This is a genomic window from Hyunsoonleella pacifica, from assembly GCF_004310335.1.
Classification (GTDB): Bacteria; Bacteroidota; Bacteroidia; order Flavobacteriales; family Flavobacteriaceae; genus Jejuia; species Jejuia pacifica.
This window is the reverse complement of sequence record NZ_SIRS01000003.1, coordinates 63,528-89,817: the sequence shown is the minus strand read 5'-3', so window position 1 is coordinate 89,817 and position 26,290 is coordinate 63,528. Positions and strand designations below refer to the sequence as shown.

The 26,290-nt window shown below is 33.1% G+C and carries 22 protein-coding genes and 1 pseudogene; 8 read left to right on the top strand and 15 right to left on the bottom strand.

The genetic code is table 11. The annotated features are described in order from the left end of the window. Positions 1 to 5 precede the first annotated feature (5 nt). From EYD46_RS06775 to EYD46_RS06760, 4 genes are all read right to left on the bottom strand, one after another. Positions 6 to 452 (bottom strand): hypothetical protein, encoded by a 447-nt coding sequence (locus tag EYD46_RS06775; protein WP_130936325.1) that lies wholly within the window; start codon positions 450 to 452, stop codon positions 6 to 8. A gap of 5 nt (positions 453 to 457) precedes the next feature. Further along, positions 458 to 2,047 carry a S41 family peptidase gene (locus EYD46_RS06770; protein ID WP_130936324.1) on the bottom strand — a complete coding sequence of 530 codons (1,590 nt, stop codon included), beginning with the start codon at positions 2,045 to 2,047 and terminating at the stop codon, positions 458 to 460. Continuing rightward, complete coding sequence (locus tag EYD46_RS06765) at positions 2,047 to 2,478, bottom strand: deoxycytidylate deaminase (protein WP_130936323.1); 432 nt, start codon at positions 2,476 to 2,478, stop codon at positions 2,047 to 2,049. Before EYD46_RS06765 ends, EYD46_RS06770 begins: the two co-directional genes overlap by 1 nt. A 222-nt stretch (positions 2,479 to 2,700) precedes the next feature. Beyond that, the gene (locus EYD46_RS06760) at positions 2,701 to 3,297 is read right to left on the bottom strand and encodes a HupE/UreJ family protein (protein WP_130936322.1); all 597 of its coding nucleotides are present in this window, start codon (positions 3,295 to 3,297) and stop codon (positions 2,701 to 2,703) included. Positions 3,298 to 3,386: 89 nt separating this feature from the next. Between EYD46_RS06760 and EYD46_RS06755 the strand changes: the two genes are divergently transcribed. Continuing rightward, positions 3,387 to 3,902, top strand: a complete 516-nt coding sequence (locus EYD46_RS06755; protein WP_130936321.1) for a hypothetical protein — start codon at positions 3,387 to 3,389, stop codon at positions 3,900 to 3,902. An 80-nt stretch (positions 3,903 to 3,982) separates the two neighbouring features. On the opposite strand, the gene EYD46_RS06750 is transcribed toward EYD46_RS06755, so the two are convergent. Continuing rightward, entirely contained in the window at positions 3,983 to 4,699 is a 717-nt protein-coding gene (locus EYD46_RS06750; RefSeq protein WP_229731327.1) for a hypothetical protein, read from the bottom strand. Between the two features lie 257 nt (positions 4,700 to 4,956). Between EYD46_RS06750 and EYD46_RS06745 the strand changes: the two genes are divergently transcribed. Next, complete coding sequence (locus EYD46_RS06745; protein WP_130936320.1) at positions 4,957 to 5,424, top strand: CBS domain-containing protein; 468 nt, start codon at positions 4,957 to 4,959, stop codon at positions 5,422 to 5,424. Here the strand turns inward: EYD46_RS06745 and EYD46_RS06740 are convergent, their stop codons facing one another. From EYD46_RS06740 to EYD46_RS06725, 4 genes and pseudogenes are all read right to left on the bottom strand, one after another. Then, positions 5,425 to 6,120, bottom strand: coding sequence for a hypothetical protein (locus EYD46_RS06740; protein WP_130936319.1), 696 nt, complete (start codon positions 6,118 to 6,120; stop codon positions 5,425 to 5,427). Positions 6,121 to 6,176: 56 nt separating this feature from the next. Further along, a complete protein-coding gene (locus EYD46_RS06735; protein WP_130936318.1) occupies positions 6,177 to 6,527 on the bottom strand; it encodes a hypothetical protein in 351 nt (116 codons plus the stop codon). A gap of 14 nt (positions 6,528 to 6,541) precedes the next feature. Continuing rightward, positions 6,542 to 7,078, bottom strand: a pseudogene (locus tag EYD46_RS06730) (GNAT family N-acetyltransferase). A gap of 12 nt (positions 7,079 to 7,090) precedes the next feature. Next, positions 7,091 to 7,600: a DinB family protein gene (locus EYD46_RS06725; protein WP_130936317.1), complete on the bottom strand. Its 510-nt coding sequence runs from the start codon at positions 7,598 to 7,600 to the stop codon at positions 7,091 to 7,093. A 380-nt stretch (positions 7,601 to 7,980) separates the two neighbouring features. On the opposite strand from EYD46_RS06725, the gene EYD46_RS06720 reads away from it, so the two are divergent. The 3 genes from EYD46_RS06720 to EYD46_RS06710 all read left to right on the top strand — a co-directional run bounded on the left by EYD46_RS06720 (position 7,981) and on the right by EYD46_RS06710 (position 9,703). Further along, positions 7,981 to 8,472, top strand: a complete 492-nt coding sequence (locus EYD46_RS06720) for a Panacea domain-containing protein (protein WP_130936316.1) — start codon at positions 7,981 to 7,983, stop codon at positions 8,470 to 8,472. Positions 8,473 to 8,492: 20 nt separating this feature from the next. Continuing rightward, the gene (locus tag EYD46_RS06715; RefSeq protein WP_130936315.1) at positions 8,493 to 8,828 is read left to right on the top strand and encodes a hypothetical protein; all 336 of its coding nucleotides are present in this window, start codon (positions 8,493 to 8,495) and stop codon (positions 8,826 to 8,828) included. Positions 8,829 to 9,370: 542 nt separating this feature from the next. Beyond that, positions 9,371 to 9,703 carry a single-stranded DNA-binding protein gene (locus EYD46_RS06710; RefSeq protein ID WP_130936314.1) on the top strand — a complete coding sequence of 111 codons (333 nt, stop codon included), beginning with the start codon at positions 9,371 to 9,373 and terminating at the stop codon, positions 9,701 to 9,703. Between the two features lie 69 nt (positions 9,704 to 9,772). Here EYD46_RS06710 and nadB read toward each other — a convergent pair whose 3' ends face one another. Further along, complete coding sequence (nadB, locus tag EYD46_RS06705; RefSeq protein WP_165454354.1) at positions 9,773 to 11,341, bottom strand: L-aspartate oxidase; 1,569 nt, start codon at positions 11,339 to 11,341, stop codon at positions 9,773 to 9,775. A 3-nt stretch (positions 11,342 to 11,344) separates the two neighbouring features. Beyond that, on the bottom strand, positions 11,345 to 12,271 hold the full coding sequence (gene nadA / locus EYD46_RS06700; RefSeq protein ID WP_130936313.1) for a quinolinate synthase NadA: 927 nt from the start codon (positions 12,269 to 12,271) through the stop codon (positions 11,345 to 11,347). Positions 12,272 to 12,708: 437 nt separating this feature from the next. On the opposite strand from nadA, the gene EYD46_RS06695 reads away from it, so the two are divergent. After that, positions 12,709 to 15,300 (top strand): phosphoenolpyruvate carboxylase, encoded by a 2,592-nt coding sequence (locus EYD46_RS06695; protein ID WP_130936312.1) that lies wholly within the window; start codon positions 12,709 to 12,711, stop codon positions 15,298 to 15,300. A 168-nt stretch (positions 15,301 to 15,468) separates the two neighbouring features. Further along, complete coding sequence (locus tag EYD46_RS06690; protein WP_130936311.1) at positions 15,469 to 16,965, top strand: M12 family metallopeptidase; 1,497 nt, start codon at positions 15,469 to 15,471, stop codon at positions 16,963 to 16,965. A gap of 62 nt (positions 16,966 to 17,027) precedes the next feature. On the opposite strand, the gene EYD46_RS06685 is transcribed toward EYD46_RS06690, so the two are convergent. The 4 genes from EYD46_RS06685 to EYD46_RS06670 all read right to left on the bottom strand — a co-directional run bounded on the left by EYD46_RS06685 (position 17,028) and on the right by EYD46_RS06670 (position 21,314). Then, a complete protein-coding gene (locus EYD46_RS06685) occupies positions 17,028 to 18,266 on the bottom strand; it encodes an ammonium transporter (protein ID WP_130936310.1) in 1,239 nt (412 codons plus the stop codon). A gap of 31 nt (positions 18,267 to 18,297) precedes the next feature. Continuing rightward, on the bottom strand, positions 18,298 to 18,636 hold the full coding sequence (locus EYD46_RS06680) for a P-II family nitrogen regulator (RefSeq protein ID WP_130936309.1): 339 nt from the start codon (positions 18,634 to 18,636) through the stop codon (positions 18,298 to 18,300). A 224-nt stretch (positions 18,637 to 18,860) separates the two neighbouring features. Then, a complete protein-coding gene (locus EYD46_RS06675) occupies positions 18,861 to 20,147 on the bottom strand; it encodes an ammonium transporter (protein WP_130936308.1) in 1,287 nt (428 codons plus the stop codon). 105 nt (positions 20,148 to 20,252) lie between these two features. Next, positions 20,253 to 21,314 (bottom strand): outer membrane beta-barrel protein, encoded by a 1,062-nt coding sequence (locus tag EYD46_RS06670; protein ID WP_130936307.1) that lies wholly within the window; start codon positions 21,312 to 21,314, stop codon positions 20,253 to 20,255. A 463-nt stretch (positions 21,315 to 21,777) separates the two neighbouring features. Here EYD46_RS06670 and gltB point away from each other — a divergent pair, with 463 nt between their 5' ends. Next, entirely contained in the window at positions 21,778 to 26,289 is a 4,512-nt protein-coding gene (gltB, locus tag EYD46_RS06665; protein WP_229731328.1) for a glutamate synthase large subunit, read from the top strand. Position 26,290: the final 1 nt, after the last annotated feature.

The window sequence follows — 26,290 nt, the reverse complement described above, 5'->3', positions numbered from 1 at the left end:
AGAATTTAGCTCTTCGTCCAAGAACAAGGCTTGCAGTTATTCAACTTTTCTCCCAAAGTAGACATGCCATCATTTTGTACGAGAATCAGCCATCTTCCTTTTAAGTTTTCAAAATAGTTCACTTTTTTATTATTATCAACTATGAAGCTTAGATATGAATTAGGTAATCTGCTTGAAAATACCCATTGAGGTAAAGCAATATAATTTTTATTCTTATACTTTAAAAGTATTCTCTTAACGTTTGAGTCTCCAAAAACTTTTTCTTCAATCTTTTTATCTCTAACTAAAAAGTAGAGATACATTTTATCGTTACAAATTAAAAGGTTATCTGTTTTTAAAGAGGAATTAACCAATTCAAAAGTAAGAGAGACTGGATTTTCTTTAATTCTTGAACATGATTGAAATAAAAAAACAACTAATATAGCTAAAACTGATTTTTTAGAAACATTCATGATGTTTAATCCTCTTTACTCAATTGTATTACCTCATCAATCATAATATCACGTTGATTGATAACTTCTTCAAAAGCACCTCCTCCAAATAATTGATCTGCAAACGTCGCTTTAAGATATTGTTTTACTTCTTCGTGATAAGCTACAAATGTAATATTAGAGCCTGTTCTTACATTAAGGTAATCTTGAAACTCCAGCAGCAAATCATCAGATACCTTAAAGCTGTCTATAAAATCTTTGCGGTTGTAGCCATCAAACGCATTACGATCTTTTTCTAAAGTTTCAAATGCAAAGTAACCAAAAACGCCACGGCGTTTTAAATATGTTAAAGTTTCATTATTCATAGATTTGTCTACAGGTACAAATACATCAGGAATAATACCACCGCCACCATATACAATTTTCCCTTTAGGTGTGGTAAATTTTAAAGAATCAGCAATCTCTATCTTAGTTTCATCAGAGAGTTCGCCATTTTCAATACGCTTATAATAGTCCTCATAATATTCGCGATTACCTTTATCATAAGGTCGTTGAATAGAGCGACCAGTTGGCGTATAATATCTAGAGACTGTTAAACGCACAGCACTACCGTCGCCTAAATCCATTTCGCGTTGTACCAAGCCTTTACCGTAAGAACGACGACCTATAATTGTGCCTTTATCATTATCCTGTAAAGCGCCAGCTACAATTTCGCTTGCTGAAGCTGAGTTTTCATCAATCAAAACATAAACACTACCATCTTCAAAATTACCTCTACTTGTAGCATAGCTTTTTTCAATATCTCCACGTTTATTTTTAGTGAATAAAATAAGCTTGTCATCCTCTAAAAATTCATCTAAAATTTGCTCGGTAATATCCAATCGGCCACCAGGGTTATCTCTTAAATCTAAGGCAATTTTTGTAGCACCTAGTTTAATAAGTTTATCTAAGCCTTTCTTAAATTCCTTATAGGTAGATTCGGCAAACTTATTTATTTTGATGTATCCTAGATTTTCGGTTAACATGTATGATGCATCAACACTTTTAATAGGTATTTTTCCTCGCTTTACTTTAAAGGTTAACAATTCAGGTTCTCCTTTTCTAAATACTTTTAGTACTACATTAGAGTTTAGCGGACCTTTTAGCTTTTTTACTAGTTCTCCATCTTTTAAAGCATTGCCTATTAAGGTATCGTTATCGGCCATAATAATACGATCGCCACCTTTTATACCAGCTTTAGCACTGGGGCCGTTTTCAATAGCGCGTATCACTGCAATAGTATCTTTATATGTATAAAAACTAACTCCTATACCTACAAAATTTCCACGCATTTCTTCAGCAACACGCGTCATATCATCTCTAGGGATATACACAGAATGTGGGTCTAAATTCTCTAAAATACCATTTACAGTTACATCAACAATACTATCTGTATTTATATCATCAACATAATCGTATTCAATATAATCTATAAGTCTATTAAGTTTATCTTTTTTGCTATTTGCAGTAAATAAACGATCAGGAGCGTCACTAAAATTTAACTTTCCACCAATAAAAATACCAGCAGCTATGGCAACTCCTAAAATTAACGGCAGATATTTTTTATCAAACTGCATTATTCGTTTAAGTCTTCTATTAATTGTACTTTAACACCAGCACGTTCTAAAAATTTTAATCCGGAGTCATCCTTGTAAGCTCTAGAATATACAACTCTAACAATTCCAGATTGATGTATTAATTTACTGCACTCTCTGCATGGCGAAAGAGTTACGTATAATGTTGCGCCTTTACATGATTGGGTAGAGGCTGCTACTTTTAAAATTGCATTTGCTTCGGCATGTAATACATACCATTTAGTATAACCTTCATCATCTTCACAAAAGTTCTCAAAACCTGTTGGAGTTCCATTGTAACCGTCAGAAATTATCATTCTATCCTTAACTATAATAGCACCAACCTGCTTGCGTTTACAATACGATAGTTTCCCCCATTCTTGGGCCATTCTTAAATAAGCTTTGTCGTATTTTAATTGTTTTTCGCTTTGCATTAATTTTATTTGGGCATTCCCCTCGATTAAACCTATTGAATTGTTAAAAATTATTTCACGCTCGGGTCGGGCTTTACGTTTGTAGTTTTGGTTTCCCGCAATGGCGGGACCAAAAGCTATCACTACAATCCTTAACGCAAAAGCTTATAACGAAAATAGCATGTTCATATTTTAATTACTAATATACAGGCGTTAAAGTTTTTACAAAACTGGTTATTTAGCTTAGGTTTTGCTTAAAAAGGCACTATCCATCAACATTGGAATCACTAAACCAATCACAATAGATGAAATAACCATAATCCAATCTCGTTTGGAAAATCTAAAAATAGTTTGCACCAAATACCCAACAAATAACACTACAAATACAATAATAACCTGTGCTATCTCAATACCTAAAGCAAACTCTAAGAGTAATGCCAACTTATTGTCTGTTTCTCCCAGAAGAATGTGGAATTCCCTTGCAAAACCCAATCCGTGAATTAATCCAAAAAATAGAGTAGTAATAAATAAAATGCCAACACGTTCTTTTTGAGCGCCTTTTCCAGCAGTAAAAACATTGTAAAGTGCAGCAATTAATATGGTAACAGGAATTAAAAACTCAACAAGAGCACCATCAACTGTAACAACATTATAGGCGGCTAAAACTAGAGACAGTGTATGCCCAAGTGTAAACATAGATACTAATAATAATACACGCTTCCAATCTTTAAAAAGATAAGGAATAGCAAGTATCATTAAAAATAAAACGTGGTCGTAGCCGTTAATATCAAGTACATGCTTGATGCCGTATTCTACATTGAAAAGAAAATTGTCGAACATTTTAACTAGATTTTAGGGTTCATCAAATATACAATTAATCAAAACATAAATATATATTTGCATCGCTAGTATTTAAAATTAAGTATCGTATGATTTTAAGGGTATTAAGTATTCTCAGTTTTTGTTTTATAGTAACAGCTTGTAATAATAAACCACAGCAAACTGAAGAAGTATCAGCCAAAACTAATAGTAGTATCATTACCAAGGGCGATATTGAAACGTTGAAATACTTAGAATTTGCTTTAGACCCTAAAGTTGAAATTTTAACAGAACCTTGGCTGCCTTATGACCAGCTAAAAATTACAATAGAAGACATTAAAAAAGCGGATTTTTCTTTTTTTGAAGATGAACAAGCTGTTTTTGAACTTGTGAGAGAATTGCGTAAAACTATACCTGATACGCTTAAAACGCAATCAGTATTATCAAGAATAACAATAGTAGAGAATATGTTGTATAAATTTGATGACACCCAAGCGTTACATACTACAACTAAACCAAAATTAGCAAAGGCTATAAAAGAATTATTAGTGTCTTACTCTAATTTGAATTTTCAATTAAACAAGAAAATAGAGAAAGACGGACAACGTATTGAGCGTCCTTATTAAGAGATTTATCTTATGAGTAAAATAAAAAAGGGATATCGTTTTTAAGATATCCCTTTTTCGTTTTTTTATGAGTTGCTAACTTATTGTTTGGGTTGATTTGCTTGAGCCTGCATCATTTGCTTTTGTCTTAACAATTCATTCTTGGTAATATTTACCAAGTTAAAGTTAGGAGAAGCCTTTAAAGTGTCATCTAAAATATCAACTGCAGCATCTATATTATTTTGTCTATCCTGTTGAAATAACTGTAAGGCTTTTAAATACATAAAGCCACTTTTAAGTGCTACTTGATAAGGAGTTTGCTTATCATAGTAGGCATGCATCATATCAGGTTTAGAGTTGGTTAAACCATAGTTAATATGCTTTAGAGCTTCATCTAATTTTTGAAGCTGTAAATTAAGTTCTGCCAATTCATAAGCTAGGGCAGGACTTGCATTCCTTTTAAAGAGTTCATCAAAATGTACTAAAGCACGTTCAGGTTGTTTTACAGCTTTTAAAGACATTGCTTTTACCTCAACAGCAATATCAGAATCGTCTACCTTGGTATCAATACCAATTGTATTTAAAGCTTGCATATATTTCCCTTCAGACATATAAATGTAGGCTAAGGTGTCTTTTCTTGCTTCCGAAGGTGCTAAAATATTTAAGTGCGTCATCGCGTTAATAATGCCTTGTACATCTCCTTGCGCTCGCATTTGTTTACCATAAGTTTCAAAATGCTTTATTAATTCAGCGTTACTTTGTGCTCCAATTTGAAGTGTAATTGCAAACAACGCTAACAACATAATTCGTTTCATCATTCTTTAGTTTTTATTTGATGCCCAAAACTATAAAAATTTGGGACTTAATCTCTTAAAAGTTTATTAATTGTTGTAATTAAAGGCATGGAGGCTAATTGTTGATTTTTTAATAGGATTGGAATTTTGGCTTTTGTTATTTGTTTTAGGTTGTATTGCAAACAGCAATATATACTATTCTAACTATACGAAGCTAGATGGTAGTTTAGGAAAACTAATTTTTTTTGTCTATATTTAAGTTTATCTAAATATAGAATATTATGGGCATTAAAAGTTTTCAAGGGTCGAGAAGACAACAAACAACAGCAGCTGACAGCACACCTTTAAAAGTGAGCGACTACATGACAAGGAATTTGATAACCTTTACTCCTGATCAATCTATTGAAAGTGTCATGGAAACACTTATAAAAAATAGAATATCTGGAGGTCCTGTAGTGAACGAAAAACAAGAGCTTATAGGTATAATTTCTGAAGGTGATTGTATTAAGCAAATTAGTGAGAGTCGTTATTATAATATGCCTATGCAAGACCAAACCATAGAAAAGCACATGGCAGGAAATGTAGAGACTATAGATGGCAACATGAATATTTTTGATGCTGCCAAAAAGTTTTTAGAAGCTAAACGACGACGTTTTCCTATTGTTGAAAATGGAAAATTAGTAGGGCAGATAAGTCAAAAAGATGTTTTAAAAGCAGCTATGAAGCTTAAGGGGCAAACCTGGAAATAGTTACAAGCGCGCTTTCTTTCGTGATATTGCTTCTGGTAAATCTGTAATAATAATTTTTTGTGTATCAATACTTTCTAGGGTTGCTATTTTAGAATAGTTGTAGCCGTCAATTGTTGTGTCTATAGCTTTCCATTTTGCAATACCACCAACAGTTACAGTTTCTCCTACCTCTAAAATTCGCTCTGTATAGCGCAAGGTTTTATTAAACCCTAAAAGGTTTGTGCTTTCTATGTTATAGGCTTGTAATAAATTTTCAAATTCAGGAGAAGGATCACTTAAAAACCCTGATGAGATGCGTTTGTCTTCCACTAAATAAATATTGAAGTTTAAAGGATTGGTTTTTGGTGTTATCATAGCCACCTCTCCCTTTTGCTCGATAAAAAAATCTTGAATGTTTTTTTCATCAATTAATGTTTTCCAATAGGAATTTTTGCCTCGTTGTTTTTTTTGCTGAATTTTAAACTCGAAAGCTACACATTTGCGCTTACTAAATGGTGCTACAAATGGCTCGTGTACATGCAAAACTTTACCGGTAACTTTAGTAGGTTCGTTGGTTCTAAATTGAAGGATGTTCTTTGCCTTTAGCTTGTTTAAGCTTCTTAAGATTTTTTGTTTTTTGCCATAGTAATACGATAATATACCAATAGTGATAATTAGGCTGACTATTAGTATGGGGATTATTGCTACTTCTGGCATATATTTAATTTATAGTTTATCTAATTAGTATATAAATGGGGTTTATTGTTACGTTATTAACGTTGTCGTTTTACTAAGGCATAATAATCGCCCTCTATAGGCAAGTACCCTTGGTCGTAAACAAAATAATATACTTTTCCAGCTTTTGTGGTGTAAATGCTTGTAAAATAGTTAAAATCGAATCCCATTTCTACAAGTGTGGCTTTAGAGCGAGTAACCTTACCATCCGGATTAAGCTTTTCTAAAATTCTATGATTTTTTCGTAAACGATTATTGGTGTTTCTAATTAAATTTTTGCTGTCTTTGTTTATACGATTGTTATAGGAATTTCTGCAACCATCGCTACAGAACTTTTTATCTATTCTGCCTACAATTTTTTCTCCGCACTCTAAGCATTGTTTTTCCATTTTTTCTGTCCGTTTTAGTTTGTAGTTTTTTCCATTTTATACCACCGTAATTGTAATTGTTTAGGTTCAAAATAAAAATCATTTAAATGCGTAAGCCCAATTTTTAAAAGTGCGTTATGCGACGCTTGATTACCAATTTCTGTAGTTGCATAAATTCTAGAAAGCTCCATTGTATTAAAAGCATAATCAACTGCTGCTTTTCCAGACTCTGTAGCATACCCTTTGCCTCAATATTTTGGTAGCAATCGATACCCTACATCATGATATTTGGTAAATCCATTCATGTTAAATTCTGTATTTAAACGAATTCCTGACCAACCAATAAACTCGCCAGAAGATTTTTCAATTGCTGCCCAACGCCCAATACCACGATCTTTATATTGGCGTAAAACACTTTCTAGAATTTTCTGCGATTCGGCTTTTGTTTTAACAGGCTTATTACCCAAGTATCTATGTACTTCAGGATTAGAGTCTAACTTAAACATGTTATTTAAATCTGTTGCCCGCAATTCTCTTAAAATTAAGCGTTCTGTTTCAAGATGAAAAGTCATAAATAAACGGTGTTACCAATCTCCTGCATAACTTAAAGTTATGTTAGAGGATGATTTTAAGAGGTCAAATTTATATCTAAGTATTTGCCTGATATGTAAATAATCATGAGCTAACCAATTCCTTAAAAATAGTTCGGCGGACAAATACCCAAGTTCAGTATGATTTAGGCTGTTATTCCAATTCACATCTTTTAATTGTTTTAACCATATAATTGAATTGGTACGCTCTTCTAAAAAAGAGTTTAGTGTTGTATTATAATCTTTGTTTTTATAATTATGAGATGTAACCCATCCTTCAGGGTCAATTGGAATTAACTCCTTTTCTGGATAATATAATGCGTGTTGTACTCGCGCTTTAAAATCGAGAATTTCTTCATCCAGAAGATGGGCTACAATTTCTAAAAGGTTCCATTTTTCAGGTTGTGGCCGCCATAGATAGTCTTCTTTAGGGATGTCTTTTAGAAGATTTAGAAAAACCTCTTTATTGTTTTCTAATTGTTTTATAATAGCTCTAAAGCTCATTATTGCTGATGTTTTGAAACAGGATTGATCTGTTTTAATATTGTGATTAATTTAATCCGAATAAAGGTAAGGAAATTATCCGACAGCAAACGTTTACGTATGATTTATTGTTTGTTAAAGTTTGGTCTTTAGGTATCTATAACCAAGTAAGTGATAAGTATTTAGAGTGTTATTTGTATGAATTTAGCGTACGGTTAAATAGTCAGAACGTTTTGAGAAGTTTTTAGTTGATAGTGAGAGTGTTTTGAGTTATAAGAGGCTTACAGAATAAATATAGTATTATAAATTTTTTGCAAAGTTTAAGTTAATAAGACTTGTATAATGATATTATTATTATATATTATGACATAATTTGTACCTTTGCAAAAAATTTAACCTCTATGTATAACCCAATAACTATAGCTAATTACTTTATTTACAAAGCAATAGATTTAGGAGAACAAATAACTCCAATGAAAGTTTTGAAATTAGTTTATATATCGCATGGTTGGCATTTAGCGTTAAGAAAAAGACCTCTAATAACTGAACAAACAGAAGCATGGAAATATGGTCCAGTAATAGAGTCAGTATATAAGGCTTTCAAAGATTTTGGGAAGGGAGATATAGATACATTGAGGTTTTTTACTTTAAAAGACAAAATGGAATTTAGCGAACTTCTATCAAATGATTCTGATGTAAAGTTTCTTGAAAAAATTTGGAGTACTTACAAATCTTACTCTGGTATACAATTATCATCTCTAACACACATGCGTAATACTCCATGGTATACTATTTGGCATGAAAAAGGAGGCAGTCTAACAAATGGTGCTATTATTCCAAACAGTTTAATTAGGTCTCATTACGAAGAGAAAGCTGTTGTCAACAACCGTTAACGGTATCTAATTGTTAAGCTTTGGAGGAATTAACCAACGGAACAGAAAATGACTTGGAGTCGATAAAGGAAAATATTCCTATCGACAACCTCGCTATAACTAAAAATGAAAATGAAATATACGAGGAAAAAAACAAAGGTTCTAAAAACAGGCATAAGCATAATGTTTTCGTTTGTTCGTTATATTTATTATGGACTATAGCTATATTAATATTGCTAGTTAGGTTTTATCATTTTATAGCTTCTCCTACTTATCAATGGTTATCAGCAGAACAAATTCAATCTTTGGATAAACTTCTATTTACAGGAGCATTTGGTGCTGGATTAGGTAAATATGGAAATAAATTATTTGACTAATAAGGAACAAAGAAAAAAACAATCCCAAAGAACGCTCAAAAAAATACGAAGAGAAGTTAAAAATAAACACTTCTCTAGATGATGTATTAAAGGCTTCCATTTCTAAGCCAAAACAAAAGGAATAGCACCGTTATTGGACGTATTTTAAGACCAAGCCCAAAAGAGGTAGGTATTAATCTAGTGCGACACGTTATTTGATAGAATTACCTTTGATTAGAACTATTTCGGCAAGATGCTCATGTAAGGGTTTCTGAATTAGTGGATTCCTGAATATGGATTAAAGGTCTGACTTCACAAAAAAAAGCGAAATTCTCGCTTGTTTAAATAATATTTTTCACTTGTCCCTTATTGTATATAGATGCCAAATATAGTAAAAAATAACCGTTTACAAACGACTACAAACATTTACAAACGAAATTAAATGAGTAATTACCGAATAAACTTTTGCTGCTGTTACATCTTTGCAGTGTCGAAACATAAGAACCTGCTTATCGATAGGCAGGCTCGATAGTATTAACTGTTAAACATTAAAAATTAAAATTATGAACGCACTTAGAAACAAAGTACAGTTGATTGGTAGATTAGGTCAAGATCCTGAAATTGTAAACTTTAGCAATGGCAACAAAATTGCCAAATTTTCGCTAGCTACAGATGATAGCTATAAAGACAAAAGCGGTAACAAAGTAGAACGAGCTTACTGGCATAATATTGTTGTAAGAGGTGGTTTGGTAAATGTAGTTGAAAACTATATTTCTAAAGGAAAAGAAGTCGCTATAGAAGGTAAGTTAACAAATAGAAGTTATGAAGATAAAGATGGTAATCAACGTTATATTACAGAAGTAGTATGTAACGAATTGCTGATGCTTAGTAAATAAACCTTTTTTTGTTCCAGAAATGAAAGAAAGGCACTTTGAGGGAAGTGCCTTTTTTATTTTAGGTAGGTATTAACCAACAATAACTTTTATATTATCACTATTAAAATAACCACCTTTATTTTCTTTACGATCTAAAGATTGATTGATAATTAAGTGTGCCACATTTATCATATTCCTTAGTTCACATAAGGATGTTGTTACTTTAGATTCGCGATACAAATCTTCAACCTCTGTATAAATTACATCCAAACGTTTTATGGCACGTTTTAAGCGCGCATTGTTTCTAACGATACCAACGTAATCACGCATAAGTGCTTGTAATTCTTTTAAATTATGTTGAATTAAAATATGTTCTTCAGGAATTACAGTGCCCTCGTCATTCCAACGAGGAATGTCTAGATTTACTGTTTCAATAGTATGCTTTGTATGATATTTAAAAATATTGTGTGCATATACCAAAGCCTCTAATAATGAATTTGAAGCTAACCTATTTGCACCGTGTAGTCCTGTTCTAGAACATTCACCACAGGAAAATAAATTTTTAATAGTAGTTTTTCCTTTTTTGTTCACCTTAATACCTCCACACAAATAATGAGAAGCAGGTACTACTGGAATCCAATCGGTTTTTATATTAATATGGCGTTTTAAGCATTCATTGTAGATATTAGGGAAATGTTCTACAAAAGCATCCATATCTAAGTGGGTACAGTCTAAATATACATGTGGTGCACCAGATTTTTTTAACTCACTATCAATACTTTGTGATACAATGTCTCTAGAAGCTAACTCAGCACGCTCATCATAATCGGGCATAAATCGATAGCCTTCTTTGTTTCTTAAGTAGGCTCCAAAACCTCTTACAGCTTCAGAGATTAAAAACGAAGATCCACCTTCTGCGTCATATAAAGCTGTTGGGTGAAATTGCACAAACTCCATATCCTTAATACGAGCCTTGGCTCTGTAAGCCATAGCAATACCGTCGCCAGTTGCAATAACAGGGTTTGTAGTGTGGCCATAAACACAACCTATACCACCGGTTGCTAACAATGTACTATCTGCCTTAACCGTAAAAACATGTCCTGTTTTTTCATTCAATACATAAGCACCATAGCACGTATTATCCTCAGCTTTTTTATCATCTATGTGGTGTTTTGTAATAAGGTCTATCGCAAAATGATAGGGCAGTAATTCTATATTTTCTAATTGATGTACACGTGTCAATAATGCACGTTCAATCTCAAAACCTGTAATATCTTTATGGTGTATAATTCGATATTCAGAATGTCCTCCTTCTTTACCTAAACGGAACTTACCATCTGCATTGGTGTCAAAATTAGCACCCCAAAGTAGAAGCTCCTTTAATCGTTTTGGACCTTCCTTTACCACCATTTTAACCACATCCTCTTTACAAAGGCCGTCGCCAGCTCTTAGAGTGTCTTTAATATGCTTTTTAAAAGAGTCTTGATCTTTGTCTAAAACAATTGCAACACCGCCTTGGGCGTATTTGGTGTTAGATTCGTCCTCACTATCTTTAGTAACAATAACTACTTTTCTATCCGGGAATTCTTCAGCAATTTTAACGGCAAAGGTTAAACCTGCGATACCAGAACCAATTACTAAATAGTTAGTAGTAATCATAATTTATTTTGAAAGCTCTAGCATGCGCTCTATAGGTAACAATGCACGTTTAATTATAGCAGGATCTACCTCTATTTGGGGAGATTCATGTAGCATACAATCATATAATTTTTGCATGGTGTTCATTTTCATGAAATGGCATTCGCTACAAGCACACGTATTGTCTTCTTTTGCTGGTGCTGGTACTAATTCTGTATTTGGCATTTCTTGCTGCATTTTATGTAAAATACCAGCTTCGGTAGCCACTATAAATTTTTGATCTTGATGCTCCTTAACATAATTAATCATCCCAGATGTAGATCCAATATAAGTAGCAGTATTTAATATGTGGGTTTCAGACTCAGGGTGAGCTATGATTTTATAATCTGGATATTTTTTGTGAAGTTCTATTAGTTTATCCATAGAAAACGCTTCGTGTACAATACAACTACCATCCCAAAGTAACATATCTCTACCTGTTTCATTGATAATATATTTGCCTAAATTTTTATCAGGAGCAAAAATAATAGGTGTCTCTTTAGGTATTGAATTTACAATTTTAAGCGCGTTAGATGAGGTACAAACAATATCACTCAAGGCTTTAATTTCTGCTGAGCAGTTTACATAAGTTATTACCACGTGGTTTGGATGTGCCTTTGTGAATTTTTCAAAAGCTTCTGGAGGACAAGAATCTGCCAAGGAACAACCAGCATTTAAATCAGGAAGTACTACCTTTTTGTCTGGACTCAGTATTTTTGCCGTTTCTGCCATAAAATGCACCCCAGCAAATACAATCATATCAGCATCTGTCTTAGCTGCTTGTTGAGATAATCCTAAACTATCACCTACGTAATCTGCAATATCCTGTATTTCGCCTACCTGATAATAATGCGCTAAAATCACAGCATTTTTTTCTTTTTTTAGACGATTTATTTCCTTTACTAAATCCATTAATTTAAATGTTAATCAAAAAACAGTGTTGGCTGAGGGTAGTTTATACTTCTATAAGTGCAAATATCTTAATAAAAAAGCTTGATAATACTTTATTTTAAATAAAAATAAGGTCTTATAAAAGACCTTTAATCTTTTGATTAAATTGTTAGTTGATTAATAATAAAAGTAACAATTTTTAATAAAATCAAAAATTAAAATCTTTAGAAAAGAAGGCTTAAAATGAAGTTTGATACTAATTCATTATTGTAAAAGTTTTTTGATTTAACAATTCAAGTATCAATATAAATTAATAAGATATTGCCTTTGTTGGTTTTTTATTCAATAATTCACAACTAGAATTCTTATAATTATAAAATTTAACAAAACTTAAAATGGACTGGTAGTTTCAACAAACCTTTAGTATTTTTGCAGCTAGTTTAATTAAAGCTGAATATATGTCTGTAGAACCTAAATTAAATAGATTTAATCAAACCGTATTGTCTAAATACAATATATACAATAGTATTTTTATGACATTGCCTTTTGATGCGGTAACCAAAACTGGGGTTTTGTTGCCATTATTTCATGAAACATGTGAAAAAGGTTTTGCAAATGGAGATGATCCAACAACTATTGTTGATACATTTTTTGAAAAATATCAGGCGAGAAGAAATGAAAAGAGTCAAATAGATCTTCTTTTTAGATTTATACAGTACATAGAGCGACAAGTAGTGTTGTTTGATGCCATAGAAGATGCAGCTTTTCCTGTGGTAAACAATATGGACGGTGTAGGTACATTAAGAAATTTAAAGGGGAATGCAAGGTCTGAAGGAAAACTAGAAGAACTTAAAGATTTTCTTGAAGAGTTTAAAGTGCGAATAGTTTTAACGGCGCATCCAACACAGTTTTACCCTGGTTCTGTTTTAGGTATTATTACAAACTTAACGCAAGCTATTAAAGAGAACGATCTTAATGGTATAAATAACTTATTTGGTCAATTAGGAAAAACTCCTTTCTTTAAACATAAAAAGCCAACACCGTATCAAGAAGCTAAGAGTTTAATTTGGTATCTTGAAAATGTGTTTTATAAAACATTTGGCGATATTTATAATTACATACAAACAAATATTTATGATGATGGTAAGAAACATAACGACATTATAAATATTGGATTCTGGCCAGGAGGAGACCGTGATGGTAACCCGTTTGTAAAACCAGAAACTACACTAAAAGTTGCTAAAAAGCTTAAAAAAGCTATCCTTAAAAAGTACTATCAAGATTTAAGAGATTTAAGAAAGAAATTAACATTTAGAGATGTTGAGGAGCGTATTATTCGTCTTGAAACTGTCATGTATGAATACAGTATCAATCTCAAAACTAAAAAAGCTATTTCAGCAAGTGAATTAAGAAATGAACTGCTGAGTATTAGAGATGTTATTGTTGAAGAGCATCAATCTCTGTATGTCAATGAAATTAACAATCTAATAAATAGAGTGCATCTTTTTGATTACAGATTTGCTTCGCTTGATATTAGACAAGATAGTAGAATACATCACAGTGTGTTTACTACAGTAATAGATAGTTTAATTGCTAGAGGAGACTCATCTTTCCCTAAAAATTATCATGATTTATCTGAGGCTGAACAAATTGAAATACTTTCTAAAGCCACTGATGATGTTGATGATTTAGATGCTTTTGAAGATGAAATGGTTAGAAATACGCTTAAAACCATTGCCATTATAAAAGACATCCAAAAAGCAAATGGTGAACGTGGTGCTAACAGGTATATTATTAGTAATAACCAAACAGCACTTAACGTAATGCAGTTATTCGCCATGTTAAAAATAGTAGCTTTTAAAGATGATTTAACTGTTGATGTAGCACCATTGTTTGAAACTATCCCAGATTTAGAAAACGCTCCGGGTGTTATGGAACAATTATACCAAAATCCAGAATACAGAGCGCATTTAAAAGCTAGAGGAAACAAACAACATATCATGCTTGGTTTCTCTGATGGGACTAAAGATGGTGGATATCTTATGGCAAACTGGGGTATTTACAAAGCTAAAGAAGCTTTAACGGAGATGTCTAGAAAATACGATGTTACTGCTATTTTCTTTGACGGACGTGGTGGACCACCAGCACGTGGAGGAGGAAAAACGCATAATTTCTATTCTTCATTAGGGCCAACTATCGAAGATAAAGAGGTGCAAATTACCATTCAAGGACAAACGGTAAGTTCTAACTTTGGAACCAACGATTCTTCCCAATATAACCTAGAACAATTAATTAGTTCTGGTATTAAAAACAGAATTGATGGTAATAAAAATCGTTTATCTGATGAAGATAGAGCGGTAATGAACGATTTAGCCGAAACGAGTTACCAGATGTACAAAGACTTTAAGAGTCATGAATGCTTTATTCCATATTTAGAGCGTATGAGTACCTTGAAATACTACGCTAAGACAAATATTGGTAGTAGACCATCAAAACGTGGTAAGTCTGATAAATTGGTTTTCTCAGATTTAAGAGCCATTCCTTTTGTGGGGTCTTGGAGTCAGTTAAAACAAAACGTTCCAGGATTTTATGGTGTAGGAACTGCTTTGAAGAAATATGAAGATAGTGGGGAATGGGATAAAGTTGTAAGTCTTTATAAAAACTCTAAATTCTTTAAAACGCTTTTAGAAAATAGTATGATGTCTTTAACAAAATCTTTCTTTGACCTTACTAAATACATGGCCAAAGATGAAGAGTTTGGCGGATTCTGGCAGATTATTTTTGATGAATACCAAATAACAAAAAGACTATTGCTTAAGCTTACAGGGTATGAGGAGTTAATGGAAAATGAACCTGCGGGTAAAGCCTCTATTCAAGTTAGAGAATCTATTGTGTTACCATTATTAACTATTCAGCAATATGCGCTTAAAAAGGTTCAAGATTTTGATAAAGCAGGAGTGCCAAAAGATGATGCAGAGCGATTAATCTTTGAAAAGATAGTTACACGATCTCTATTTGGTAATATTAATGCAAGTAGAAATTCGGCATAATTTTAGAATTTAAACTTACTTCATTTAATAAAAAAAGTCTCGTATTCGAGACTTTTTTTATTAAATGAAAAGAGAGTGATTAATCATGCTTAAATATGAGAAAAATCATATTTATAATAAAAACTTATACCTATATTCGAGTAATATTAATCTTAAATTTTAATTATTATGAAGAAAATGTTTTTTGTCCTTAGTCTGTTTTTGACTTTAACTAATTGTAGTAAAGGAACAGACAATCAAGAAAACAGCTCAATTGAGCCATCAAGCCTTGGAGAATTAATAACTATTGATACTTATGACGGGAAACAAGTTACATACAGAAATATTAATGGTAAAAATGTTTTTGAAGATGATATTATTTTAACTGAAAATCAAATTGAATTTTTAAAACATGGACCTATTGAGGGGCAAGAATTTTCAAAAAGTAAGGCCGCCCCTGGTGTATTTCTAAATCGATGGACAAATAGCACTGTTAATTTTAACATATCATTTACTGCAGCTAGAAGTGATATTCTTACCGCTATTAATACTTTAGAATCTGCCACCAATATTAATTTTGTTGAACAAGCTTCAGGTAACTATATAGATTTCGTAAATAGTACAGGTAATTTTTGTGGGAGATCTAAATTAGGGATGATTGGAGGAAGGCAAGAAATTGAGTTAGTATGCACAACACAAAGAACAATCATTCATGAAATACTTCATGCTTTAGGCTTCTTTCATGAACACACAAGACCTGACAGGGATAATTTCATTGCTGTAAATTGGGGGAATATTCAATCTGAATTTTCGCATAATTACGAAATAAGCATATCCCAAGCCTACGGTACCAGTCTTGATTTCAATTCTATAATGTTATATTCTTCTTTCAATGGCTCTGCAATAAATTCGTCATTACCAACAATGACAAGAATAAGTGATGGTCTTCCATTTTCTGGAGGGTCTAACTTATCAGTTACAGATGCTAATGCTTTGTTAGACATGTACTATACTCCTAATTCTGTTCAAAATATAAATACATCGGGAGATATTATTGATGTAGGAGCAAATTCAAATGGTGATTATATATATGTAAAGAAAAATCGTTTTAAGCATGAATTGTATAAAAATGGAATAAAAATAAATAGTAACTTCAATTCTGGAGAATATGGTATTGATATTGCAAATAACGGGGATATACTTTCATCTTCAACTGGTTATAATAATAAAACAATAGATATTTCAGAAGGGAATGGAACTATTTTTTGTTTGTCGCAAGTAGGAAGAAGAAATGATATTTATCTGTATAGGAAGAATGGCAACTCATGGACTAGTGTAATAAAAGATAATTCTTTTAAAAGATTGACAGTTGATAATCAAGGCAATGCTTGGGTTCTATCAGAAGACAAAATTAAAGTCTTTAATTCTTCTGGAGTTATAATAAATACTATTGACATTGCTCCTTATGTATCAGGTGTATGGGAAAGGTTTAATGATATTGGAAATGCTGGAAATGAAATTTATGTATCTGTTCGAAATGCACGGAATAGTGGAACTATGCTTCTCAGATATAGTCTTACAATAAATGAATTCATCAAACAACCTGATCCTCAGATAGGTTCGTTTAGAATAGATAAATTAGACGGTTCTAATAATGGAACTATATGGTTTTCAGAAAAATTCTAAATAAAAAGGTCTCCTGAAATTTTAGGAGACCTTTTTATTTAATTAATAATCAGTGCTATGTATTAGTGTTCATTCAATCTAAAGTCTGGATAAGCGTCCATGCCATGTTCATGGGCATCTAATCCTTCTAACTCTTCTCTTTCAGAAACTCTAATACCCACTGTTTTCTTCATTATAAAGAAAATAATAAAGGATGAAGGTACACAGATAGCAGCGTAAGATAAAATACCAACCAATTGGCTAATAAATTGATCAATACCAGCTAGTTTTCCAAAAATACCAACTGCAAGAGTTCCCCAAATTCCACAAATTAAATGTACTGCTATAGCTCCTACAGGATCATCTAATTTAATAGCATCTATAAATGCAACTGCAAATACAATTAAAGCACCAGCAATTGCTCCAATAGCAATCGCATTTTCAGGGCTCATTTGATCCGCTCCAGCGGTAATACCAACTAAACCTCCTAATATACCATTTAAGAACATAGTTAAATCTAAATTCTTATACTTTAAAAACGATACAAAAGCTGCAACAACACCACCTGCAGCAGCAGCTAAACATGTTGTTACTAAAGTTAAAGATGTTAATTCAGGATCGGCAGAAAGTACAGAGCCTCCGTTAAACCCAAACCAACCTAACCAAAGAATTAATACACCTGCTGTTGCCATAGGGATACTATGGCCAGGAATAGCTTGTGGTTTTCCATCTTTAAATTTTCCAATTCTAGATCCTAGCAACCAAACTGCAACTAAAGCAGCCCAACCACCTACTGAATGTACTAATGTAGAACCAGCAAAGTCATAAAAAGGAGTTTCTCTCATATCTAAAAACCCACCACCCCATTTCCATGAGCCAGCAAGTGGATATACAATACCTACATATATTAATGTAAACATCATAAAAGGTCCTATTTTCATGCGCTCAGCAACTGCTCCAGATACAATGGTAGCAGCAGTGGCGGCAAACATACCTTGGAATAAGAAATCTGTCCACCAAGTATAACCACCATCAGCATATTCTGGTGTCATTCCATTTTCTGGAGGTGCAATTCCAAATCCTGCAAAGTCAAAAAATCCAGCAGATCCTTCTTCAAACCCAGGGTACATTAAGTTGAAACCAATTAAATAATACAATAACAAACCTACCGTGATGATAAATATGTTTTTGAATAATATATTGATTGTATTTTTTTGTCTTGTTAATCCAATCTCTAAAAACGCAAATCCTGTATGCATAAAGAAAACGAGTGCTGTACAAATCATCATCCATACATTATTTGCTGTAAATAATCCTTCCATAATATTAGTTATCTATATAAATTTTTGATTTTTATTTTAAAGTATCTCCTCCTTTTTCTCCTGTTCGTATTCTATAGCATTCATTTACATCTGAAACGAAAATCTTTCCATCACCTACTTCTCCAGTTGCTGCAGATTCTAAAAGTGTTTTGATTGTAACTTCTTCAAAATCATCATTTACTACAATAGAAAGGTATCTACGCTGGATGTCGCTAGTGCTATAAGATACACCTCTATATACATGGCCTTCTTTCTCGTTACCTAGTCCTGTTACGTCCCAATAAGTGAAAAAATTAACACCTACAGCATGCAATGCATCCCTAACAGCACTGTATTTAGACTTTCTAATAATTGCTTCAATTTTTTTCATAATGTAGCTTTATTTTAATTAGTTAGCTTTCAAAAATAGAAAAATAATAGACTGACTAAGTATTATGCTCTATTAATAGAAAACTATTATTAGTTTATTAATAAACAAGCAAAAAGGATGCTTTTTTTTTATCAAAAGCACCCTTTTTTGTCAAACTAAATAATTTAAACTTCTATATATTGAAATCTATTATTTATATTTTTTGAGTAAAGAACATGTGTGTTTTACTCTTCTATTTCTCTTTGTCTCTTACCTGGATAAGCTAATGCACCGTGTTCTGATAAATCAAGACCTTCAATCTCAACTTTTTCAGATACTCTAAGTCCAACAGTTTTCTTTAATATAGTTAAGAATATCCAAGACGTAACAACAGCCCAAATAGCATAAGCTAATGCACCTATTAATTGCGCTAAGAACTGATCAGCTCCACCACCGTTAAATAAACCGATACCAGCATCTCCATCAATTCCCCAAAGACCAATTACAATTGTTCCCCAGAATCCAGCAACACCATGTACAGAAAATGCACCAACAGCATCATCAATTTTAAGTTTTTGCTCAACAAACTCCATAGCAAATACAACGATAATGCCACCGATAAAACCAGCTATTATAGCACCGCCTTCACTCATGTTACCACAACCAGCAGTGATACTAACTAAACCAGCCAAAGCACCATTTAACGTCATATCTAAGTTTGGCTTTTTGTATTTAATCCATGATAAGAATAATGCACCTAAAGCACCTGCAGATGCAGCTAAATTAGTTACTAAAACTACCATAGAAGCTCCAGTAGCATCATCGCCACCCCAAGCTAATTGAGAACCACCATTAAATCCAAACCATCCAAACCAAAGGATGAATACACCCAAAGTTGCTAATAATTTGTTATGTCCAGGTATAGACACCGCTTTACCATCAATATATTTTCCTAATCTTGGTCCTACTAAAGCAGCAGCAATTAATGCAGCCCAACCACCTACAGCGTGTACGATTGATGACCCAGCGAAATCGATAAACTCAGCAGGCATAATACCATCTGTATTATTTAACCATCCACCGTTCCATTCCCATCCACCAGCTATTGGGTAGATAAAAGCAGTTAATACTAATGAAAATATTAAGTATGTTGAATATTTTGTTCTACCAGCAATAGCTCCTGACACAATAGTAGCTGTAGTTGCACAGAATACTGTTTGGAAAAACAAATCTGCTGGACCTTGATTAAACATTATACCTCCCCAGTGAAGCCATCCACCAGCAACATCAGTTCCATACATTAAAGAATATCCAATAAACCAGAATACTAGAGATCCTACGGCGATATCTAATACGTTTTTCATAGCAATGTTTACCACGTTTTTAGAACGTGTCATACCAGACTCTACCAATGTGAATCCTGCTTGCATTAGGAATACTAGAATACCTGAAATAAGCATCCATAACATTCCCATATCGCCTTCAACGGCGGCTGTATCTTGCATTAAAAGGGGCATGTTTAATAATGACATAATATTTATTTTTAATGGTTAGTAATAAAATAGAAAGGAGTGAGTTTCTTTTTCATAAAGAACTCACTCCATTCTTTATTTTTTTTGAGTTTTTCTCATATATAATTAGAAAGAGTAGATTGCAGCTAATACAAAAGAACCTAAGCTTTTCTGCATCATTAAATCGTTATCTAAGAAAGCGTTATCAGATGCGCTGTCTAATCTCAATTCAGGCTTGATAGTTAAGTTTTCAACTTCTAAGCTTCCTGTTAAAGTAACAGCAAATACACTAGAATCAGCAACCCCAGTACCAATTGCACCAAACGCTTTATCTTCCATGAAGTACTCTCCTCTTAAACCAACTGTAAATGAATCAGAAGTTGCTAATTGAGGATATAAAGCTACACCAGTAAACCCACCAGCATCATCTTCTAAACTTAAGTGAGCTGCGTTAATACCTAAATAAAAATCATCGGATAAATCAAATCCACCTGTGAAATCTATTTCAAAGAAAGAAGGGTCAACTAATACATTTAAATACTGACCAGCATATCCTAATTGAGCACCAAAAGCATAATCACCTGTTGGGTTGAATTCAGTTAAATCTGTATCATTCATAACTCCTAACATTAAGCTAGCATCTTCTCCTAAAGCAATATCAGCTTTCAAACCTGTATGACTAAATGGACCATAAGAGAATAAGTAAGATGTGCTGTAGTTAAAGTTAGCAGTAGGAGAAATAACTTCGTATCCTAAAAAGGTGTTAAAGTTACCAATAGTTAATGTTACGCTTTCGCTAACATTCCAATAGGCATATAATTGATTAACAATATTTCCAGTACCACTTATGTAGGAGTCTCCATTGTCATCAACAAGAGTTGTTCCATACATAGGAGATGCAAAAATAGCATCAGTACCTCTTGGGCCAAATACTAAATCAGCCACGAAACCTGCTTTTTCTCCCTCGTAGCCAAATATTACGTTCGCCATACCTAAAGCGAAACCAGGTAGGTTAGCAAATGAAGATCCAGGAGCTTGAGAATTCTCATCGTTAGGAGCATTCAAATTAGCTCTGTAATAAGCATCTATACTACCACTAACTGTGAAAGATGGCTTTTTTTCTTCTTCTTCCTGAGCGAATACTACTGTTGCAAAAAGAAGCATTGTAAGGGTAAATAATCTTTTCATAATGTTTAAATTTTGGTTATTAATTTTTAAAATTTATTTCCTTAAGACTGGGCTAAACTATTTAAAAAAGATTTACCCCCATAAAAAAAAGGGGGTATTAGGCGTATTTTTATGATTTATCAAATTTTACCCCCTTTTTTTTAAAGGGTATTATTTTTTTAACGAAATTTTATGAAATATCAATAACCACATTTATTGAAAAATCATCAAGTTTTGTTTCATTTTGGTGTAATATTTTTTAACAAAACCAGCTAATACTCATGATAATTCACAAATTCTTATTTATGGTTGAATTTTATCTATTGAATATTTATTAAAATATCTCATTATTATTGATAGAAACTTATTTTAAAGTTGAGTTCGATTAAAAAATCGAAATAATGAAATAGCCCTTAATAGAAATATAAATTCAATGCCTACCTTTGTAGTTCGACGCTTTTTAAAATTAAATATTTCGTTGATTATGCTGAAGAAACAAGGTCTATATTCCCCAGAATTTGAACATGAAAATTGTGGTGCGGGTTTTATTTGTAATCTTAAAGGAGAGCGAACAAATCAAATCATACATGATGCTCTAGAAATTCTTGTGAAGTTGGAACACCGTGGTGGTGTTAGTGCTGATGGAAGAACTGGAGATGGTGCAGGATTGTTAATTGATATCCCTCACGATTATTTTAAGCGTGTTTGTGATTTTGAAATCCCTGCACAGAGAGATTATGCTGTTGGTATGGTTTTCTTGCCAAAAATAGAAAACCAATACAACTACTGTAAAGCTATTTTTGAAAAAGAAGTAAAAGCTCAAGGGCTCACTGTTTTAGGATGGAGAAAAGTACCTGTAGATTCTACGCAATTGGGTCAAATTGCCTTGGCATCAGAGCCTAATATAGAACAATTATTTATAGGTAAAGCTGAAGCGATAGACGAGGCTACTTTTAAGGCAAAATTATATGCTGCTCGTAAAATTACTGAGCATGAAATTAGAGAGTCTAAGATTTCTGAAAGCACTTATTTTTATGTGCCTAGTTTATCAACTACTACCTTAATATATAAAGGTATTATAATGCCTGAAGATATTGGGCCTTATTATACAGACTTACAACAAGAAGATCTTGTAACAAGGCTAGCTTTAGTGCATCAGCGTTTTTCTACTAATACAATGCCTACATGGGAGTTGGCACAGCCGTTCCGTTTCATGTGTCAGAATGGAGAAATTAATACACTTAGAGGTAATGTAAGTAGAATGCGTGTTCGTGAAGAAATCATGAAAAGTGATGTTTTCGGACCTCAAATAGAAAAGTTGTTCCCTATAATTTTACCAGGTAAATCAGATTCTGCTTCTATGGATATGGTGGTTGAGTTGTTAACTCATACAGATCGTTCTCTTCCAGAGATTATGATGATGATGATTCCTGAAGCTTGGGAAAAACATGCTACCATGAGCGACGATAAAAAGGCATTTTATGAATACAATTGTTGTATTATGGAACCTTGGGATGGTCCCGCATCTGTTCCATTTACAGATGGAGACTATATAGGTGCCTTATTAGATAGAAATGGATTAAGACCATCTAGATATACCGTTACCAAAAGTGGGAAACTAATTATGGCATCAGAAGTTGGTGTCGTAGATGTTGAGCCAGAAGATATAGAAATGCATGGTAGATTAGAGCCAGGAAAGATGTTCTTGGTTGATATGAATGAGGGGCGTATTATTGATGATGAAGAAATAAAAACAAAAGTTGTAAACCAACGTCCTTATAAGGAATGGTTAGACAAAACACGTTTGCATTTGCGAGATGTACCTTATACAAATGATACATGTCCTATTGAAACTATCGATATTAAAACAAGGCAGCGTTTATTTAACTATACCTTTGAGGATATTCAAGAGGTAATTACGCCGATGGCTCAAAAAGGTAAAGAGGCACTTGGTTCTATGGGAATTGATACACCCTTAGCTGTATTGTCTGATCGACCTCAATTAATCTCAAACTACTTTAAACAATTATTTGCTCAGGTAACTAATCCGCCGCTAGATGGAATTCGCGAGGAAATTGTTACTGATATCAGTTTGAATCTTGGTAAAGACCGAAATATTTTTAGTATTACAGAAAGACAATGTAGAAAGCTAAGGATTCAAAACCCTGTAATTTCTAATGCTGATTTAGAGAAAATAAGGACTATTCAAATTGAAAGCTTCAAGACAGAAACCATTCAAATGCTTTATCCAAAAGCACAAGGAATGAATGGTTTAGAAGACGCTTTAGATGATATTATCATTCAAATAGAAAAGGCTTTAGAACGTAAAACCAATATTATAATTCTTTCGGATAGAGGAGTTAATGAAGAGTTTGCACCTATTCCTTCTTTATTAGCATGTTCTTATGTAAACCATCAGATGAACCGCTTGCGAAAGCGTTCGTATTTTGATATTATTATTGAATCTGCAGAACCTCGTGAACCGCATCATTTTGCAACCTTATTTGGTTATGGTGCAAGTGCTATAAACCCTTATATGGTAAACGAAATTATTAGAATGCAGGTAAAAGAAGGCTTTATATCTGATATGGATGAGCAAAAAGCTGTAGATAATTTCAATAAAGCTATTGGAAAAGGAATTCTAAAAATTATGAATAAAATTGGTATTTCCACATTGCATTCATACAGAGGATCTCAAATTTTTGAAATTGTTGGTTTCAATTCAGAATTTGTTGAAAAATATTTCCCTTACACAGCATCTCGAGTTGAAGGTATAGGGTTGTACGAAATAGAAAAAGAGATTAGCCAACGCTATAAACAAGCATATCCAGAAAAACCTATAGATAAAAAACTAGGTTTAAATATAGGAGGAGATTATCGTTGGAGACGTAATGGAGAACGCCACATGTTTAATCCAACCACAGTTGCTAAATTACAGCAGGCGGTTAGATTAAGTGATCAAGCGAGTTATGATACGTATTCAAAAACAATAAATGAACAATCTGAGAATTTAATGACCATTCGTGGGTTATTTGAATTTGATAACTTAGATCCTATTCCTATTGAAGAAGTAGAACCTTGGACAGAAATTGTTAAGCGTTTTAAAACTGGAGCAATGTCCTATGGATCAATTTCTCGTGAAGCACATGAGAATTTAGCTATTGCCATGAACCGAATAGGAGGAAAATCTAACTCTGGAGAAGGAGGAGAAGATAGAAATCGCTTCCACCCTGATGTGAATGGAGATAGTAGAAATTCTGCTATTAAACAAGTTGCCTCAGGTCGTTTTGGTGTAACATCTCACTATTTAACTAATGCCAGAGAGATTCAGATAAAAATGGCACAAGGTGCTAAGCCAGGAGAAGGAGGACAATTACCAGGAGAGAAAGTATTGCCTTGGATTGCTAATGCACGTAACTCTACACCTTTTGTAGGGTTAATTTCTCCACCACCACATCATGATATTTATTCAATTGAGGATTTAGCACAATTAATTTTTGATCTTAAAAATGCAAATCGCGATGCCAGAATTAATGTAAAATTAGTGTCTGAAGTAGGTGTTGGTACTATTGCAGCTGGTGTAGCAAAAGCTAAGGCAGATGTGGTATTAATTTCAGGATATGATGGTGGTACAGGAGCTTCGCCTTTAACATCGTTAAAACATGCTGGATTACCGTGGGAACTTGGTTTATCAGAAGCACAACAAACATTAGTGCTAAACAACTTACGAAGCAGAATTGTTGTAGAATGTGACGGACAGCTTAAAACAGGTAGAGACGTAGCTATAGCAGCACTTCTGGGAGCAGAAGAATTTGGTTTTGCAACGGCTCCGCTAGTGGCATCAGGATGTATTATGATGCGTAAGTGTCACTTAAACACTTGTCCAGTAGGTATTGCAACACAAGACAAAGAGTTGCGTAAAAACTTTAAAGGGACACCAGAGCATGTTATTAATTTCTTCTATTATGTGGCAGAAGAATTAAGAACTATTATGGCGCAATTAGGGTTTAGAACCCTAGCTGAAATGGTGGGACAAACTCACAAAATTAATGCTAATAAAGCCATCAAACATTACAAGGCCAAAGGTTTAGATTTATCAAGTATTTTACATAGACCTGCTGCTTATAATGAGTTGACTGTTAGAAATACAGAAACACAAGACCATAATCTTGAAAACGTACTGGATTTTACTATTTTAAAAGACTCGCATAGAGCATTGTATCGTAAAGAGAAAATGACGCTACAATACCCTATTAGTAATATTAATAGAACAGTTGGAGCTATAGTTAGTAACGAAATTTCTAAAATTTACGGGCATTTAGGTTTACCAGAAGACACTCTAAATATCAACTTTACAGGATCTGCAGGACAAAGTTTTGGGGCTTTTGGAGCGTATGGCTTAACATTTACACTAGAAGGAAATACTAACGATTATCTAGGTAAAGGGCTATCAGGTGCTAAACTTATTGTTAAGAAACCTGAAAACGCAGATTTCGAGGCTAATGAAAATATTATAGTTGGTAATGTATGTTTATTTGGAGCAGTAAATGGTCAAGCATACATTAATGGTATTGCAGGAGAACGTTTTGCTGTACGAAATTCAGGAGCAACAACAGTAGTTGAAGGTGTTGGAGATCACTGTTGTGAGTATATGACAGGAGGTAGAGTAATAGTTCTTGGAAAAACAGGAAGAAATTTTGCAGCAGGTATGAGTGGAGGTATTGCTTATGTTTACGATCCTGATAACAAATTTGTAAATGGATTGTGTAATACAGAAACCATAGAGTTTGAAGATATTACTAGTGAAGATGCTAATGAATTAAAAGCATCTATTGAAAAGCATCAACTGTATACAAATAGTAAAATTGCAAAAACTTTATTATCAGATTGGGATACTGCTTTGGGCAACTTTGTAAAAGTAATGCCAATTGAATATAAACGTGCATTAAAGCGTTTAGAGACTGAAGAACAAATGGTAGAAGAATTAACAGCTTAGA

What these genes read in the sequence shown, in the direction of transcription:
- EYD46_RS06755 (WP_130936321.1), top strand. Translation starts at nt 3,387, where the DNA reads ATGATTTTAAGGGTATTAAGTATTCTCAGTTTTTGTTTTATAGTAACA.
- EYD46_RS06775 (WP_130936325.1), bottom strand. Translation starts at nt 452, where the DNA reads ATGAATGTTTCTAAAAAATCAGTTTTAGCTATATTAGTTGTTTTTTTA.
- EYD46_RS06740 (WP_130936319.1), bottom strand. Translation starts at nt 6,120, where the DNA reads ATGCCAGAAGTAGCAATAATCCCCATACTAATAGTCAGCCTAATTATC.
- EYD46_RS06745 (WP_130936320.1), top strand. Translation starts at nt 4,957, where the DNA reads ATGGGCATTAAAAGTTTTCAAGGGTCGAGAAGACAACAAACAACAGCA.
- EYD46_RS06765 (WP_130936323.1), bottom strand. Translation starts at nt 2,478, where the DNA reads ATGCAAAGCGAAAAACAATTAAAATACGACAAAGCTTATTTAAGAATG.
- EYD46_RS06720 (WP_130936316.1), top strand. Translation starts at nt 7,981, where the DNA reads ATGTATAACCCAATAACTATAGCTAATTACTTTATTTACAAAGCAATA.
- EYD46_RS06670 (WP_130936307.1), bottom strand. Translation starts at nt 21,314, where the DNA reads ATGAAAAGATTATTTACCCTTACAATGCTTCTTTTTGCAACAGTAGTA.
- EYD46_RS06680 (WP_130936309.1), bottom strand. Translation starts at nt 18,636, where the DNA reads ATGAAAAAAATTGAAGCAATTATTAGAAAGTCTAAATACAGTGCTGTT.
- EYD46_RS06750 (WP_229731327.1), bottom strand. Translation starts at nt 4,699, where the DNA reads ATGATGAAACGAATTATGTTGTTAGCGTTGTTTGCAATTACACTTCAA.
- nadB (WP_165454354.1), bottom strand. Translation starts at nt 11,341, where the DNA reads ATGATTACTACTAACTATTTAGTAATTGGTTCTGGTATCGCAGGTTTA.
- nadA (WP_130936313.1), bottom strand. Translation starts at nt 12,271, where the DNA reads ATGGATTTAGTAAAGGAAATAAATCGTCTAAAAAAAGAAAAAAATGCT.
- gltB (WP_229731328.1), top strand. Translation starts at nt 21,778, where the DNA reads ATGCTGAAGAAACAAGGTCTATATTCCCCAGAATTTGAACATGAAAAT.
- EYD46_RS06770 (WP_130936324.1), bottom strand. Translation starts at nt 2,047, where the DNA reads ATGCAGTTTGATAAAAAATATCTGCCGTTAATTTTAGGAGTTGCCATA.
- EYD46_RS06735 (WP_130936318.1), bottom strand. Translation starts at nt 6,527, where the DNA reads ATGGAAAAACAATGCTTAGAGTGCGGAGAAAAAATTGTAGGCAGAATA.
- EYD46_RS06685 (WP_130936310.1), bottom strand. Translation starts at nt 18,266, where the DNA reads ATGGAAGGATTATTTACAGCAAATAATGTATGGATGATGATTTGTACA.
- EYD46_RS06760 (WP_130936322.1), bottom strand. Translation starts at nt 3,297, where the DNA reads ATGTTCGACAATTTTCTTTTCAATGTAGAATACGGCATCAAGCATGTA.
- EYD46_RS06725 (WP_130936317.1), bottom strand. Translation starts at nt 7,600, where the DNA reads ATGAGCTTTAGAGCTATTATAAAACAATTAGAAAACAATAAAGAGGTT.
- EYD46_RS06675 (WP_130936308.1), bottom strand. Translation starts at nt 20,147, where the DNA reads ATGTCATTATTAAACATGCCCCTTTTAATGCAAGATACAGCCGCCGTT.
- EYD46_RS06690 (WP_130936311.1), top strand. Translation starts at nt 15,469, where the DNA reads ATGAAGAAAATGTTTTTTGTCCTTAGTCTGTTTTTGACTTTAACTAAT.
- EYD46_RS06710 (WP_130936314.1), top strand. Translation starts at nt 9,371, where the DNA reads ATGAACGCACTTAGAAACAAAGTACAGTTGATTGGTAGATTAGGTCAA.
- EYD46_RS06695 (WP_130936312.1), top strand. Translation starts at nt 12,709, where the DNA reads ATGTCTGTAGAACCTAAATTAAATAGATTTAATCAAACCGTATTGTCT.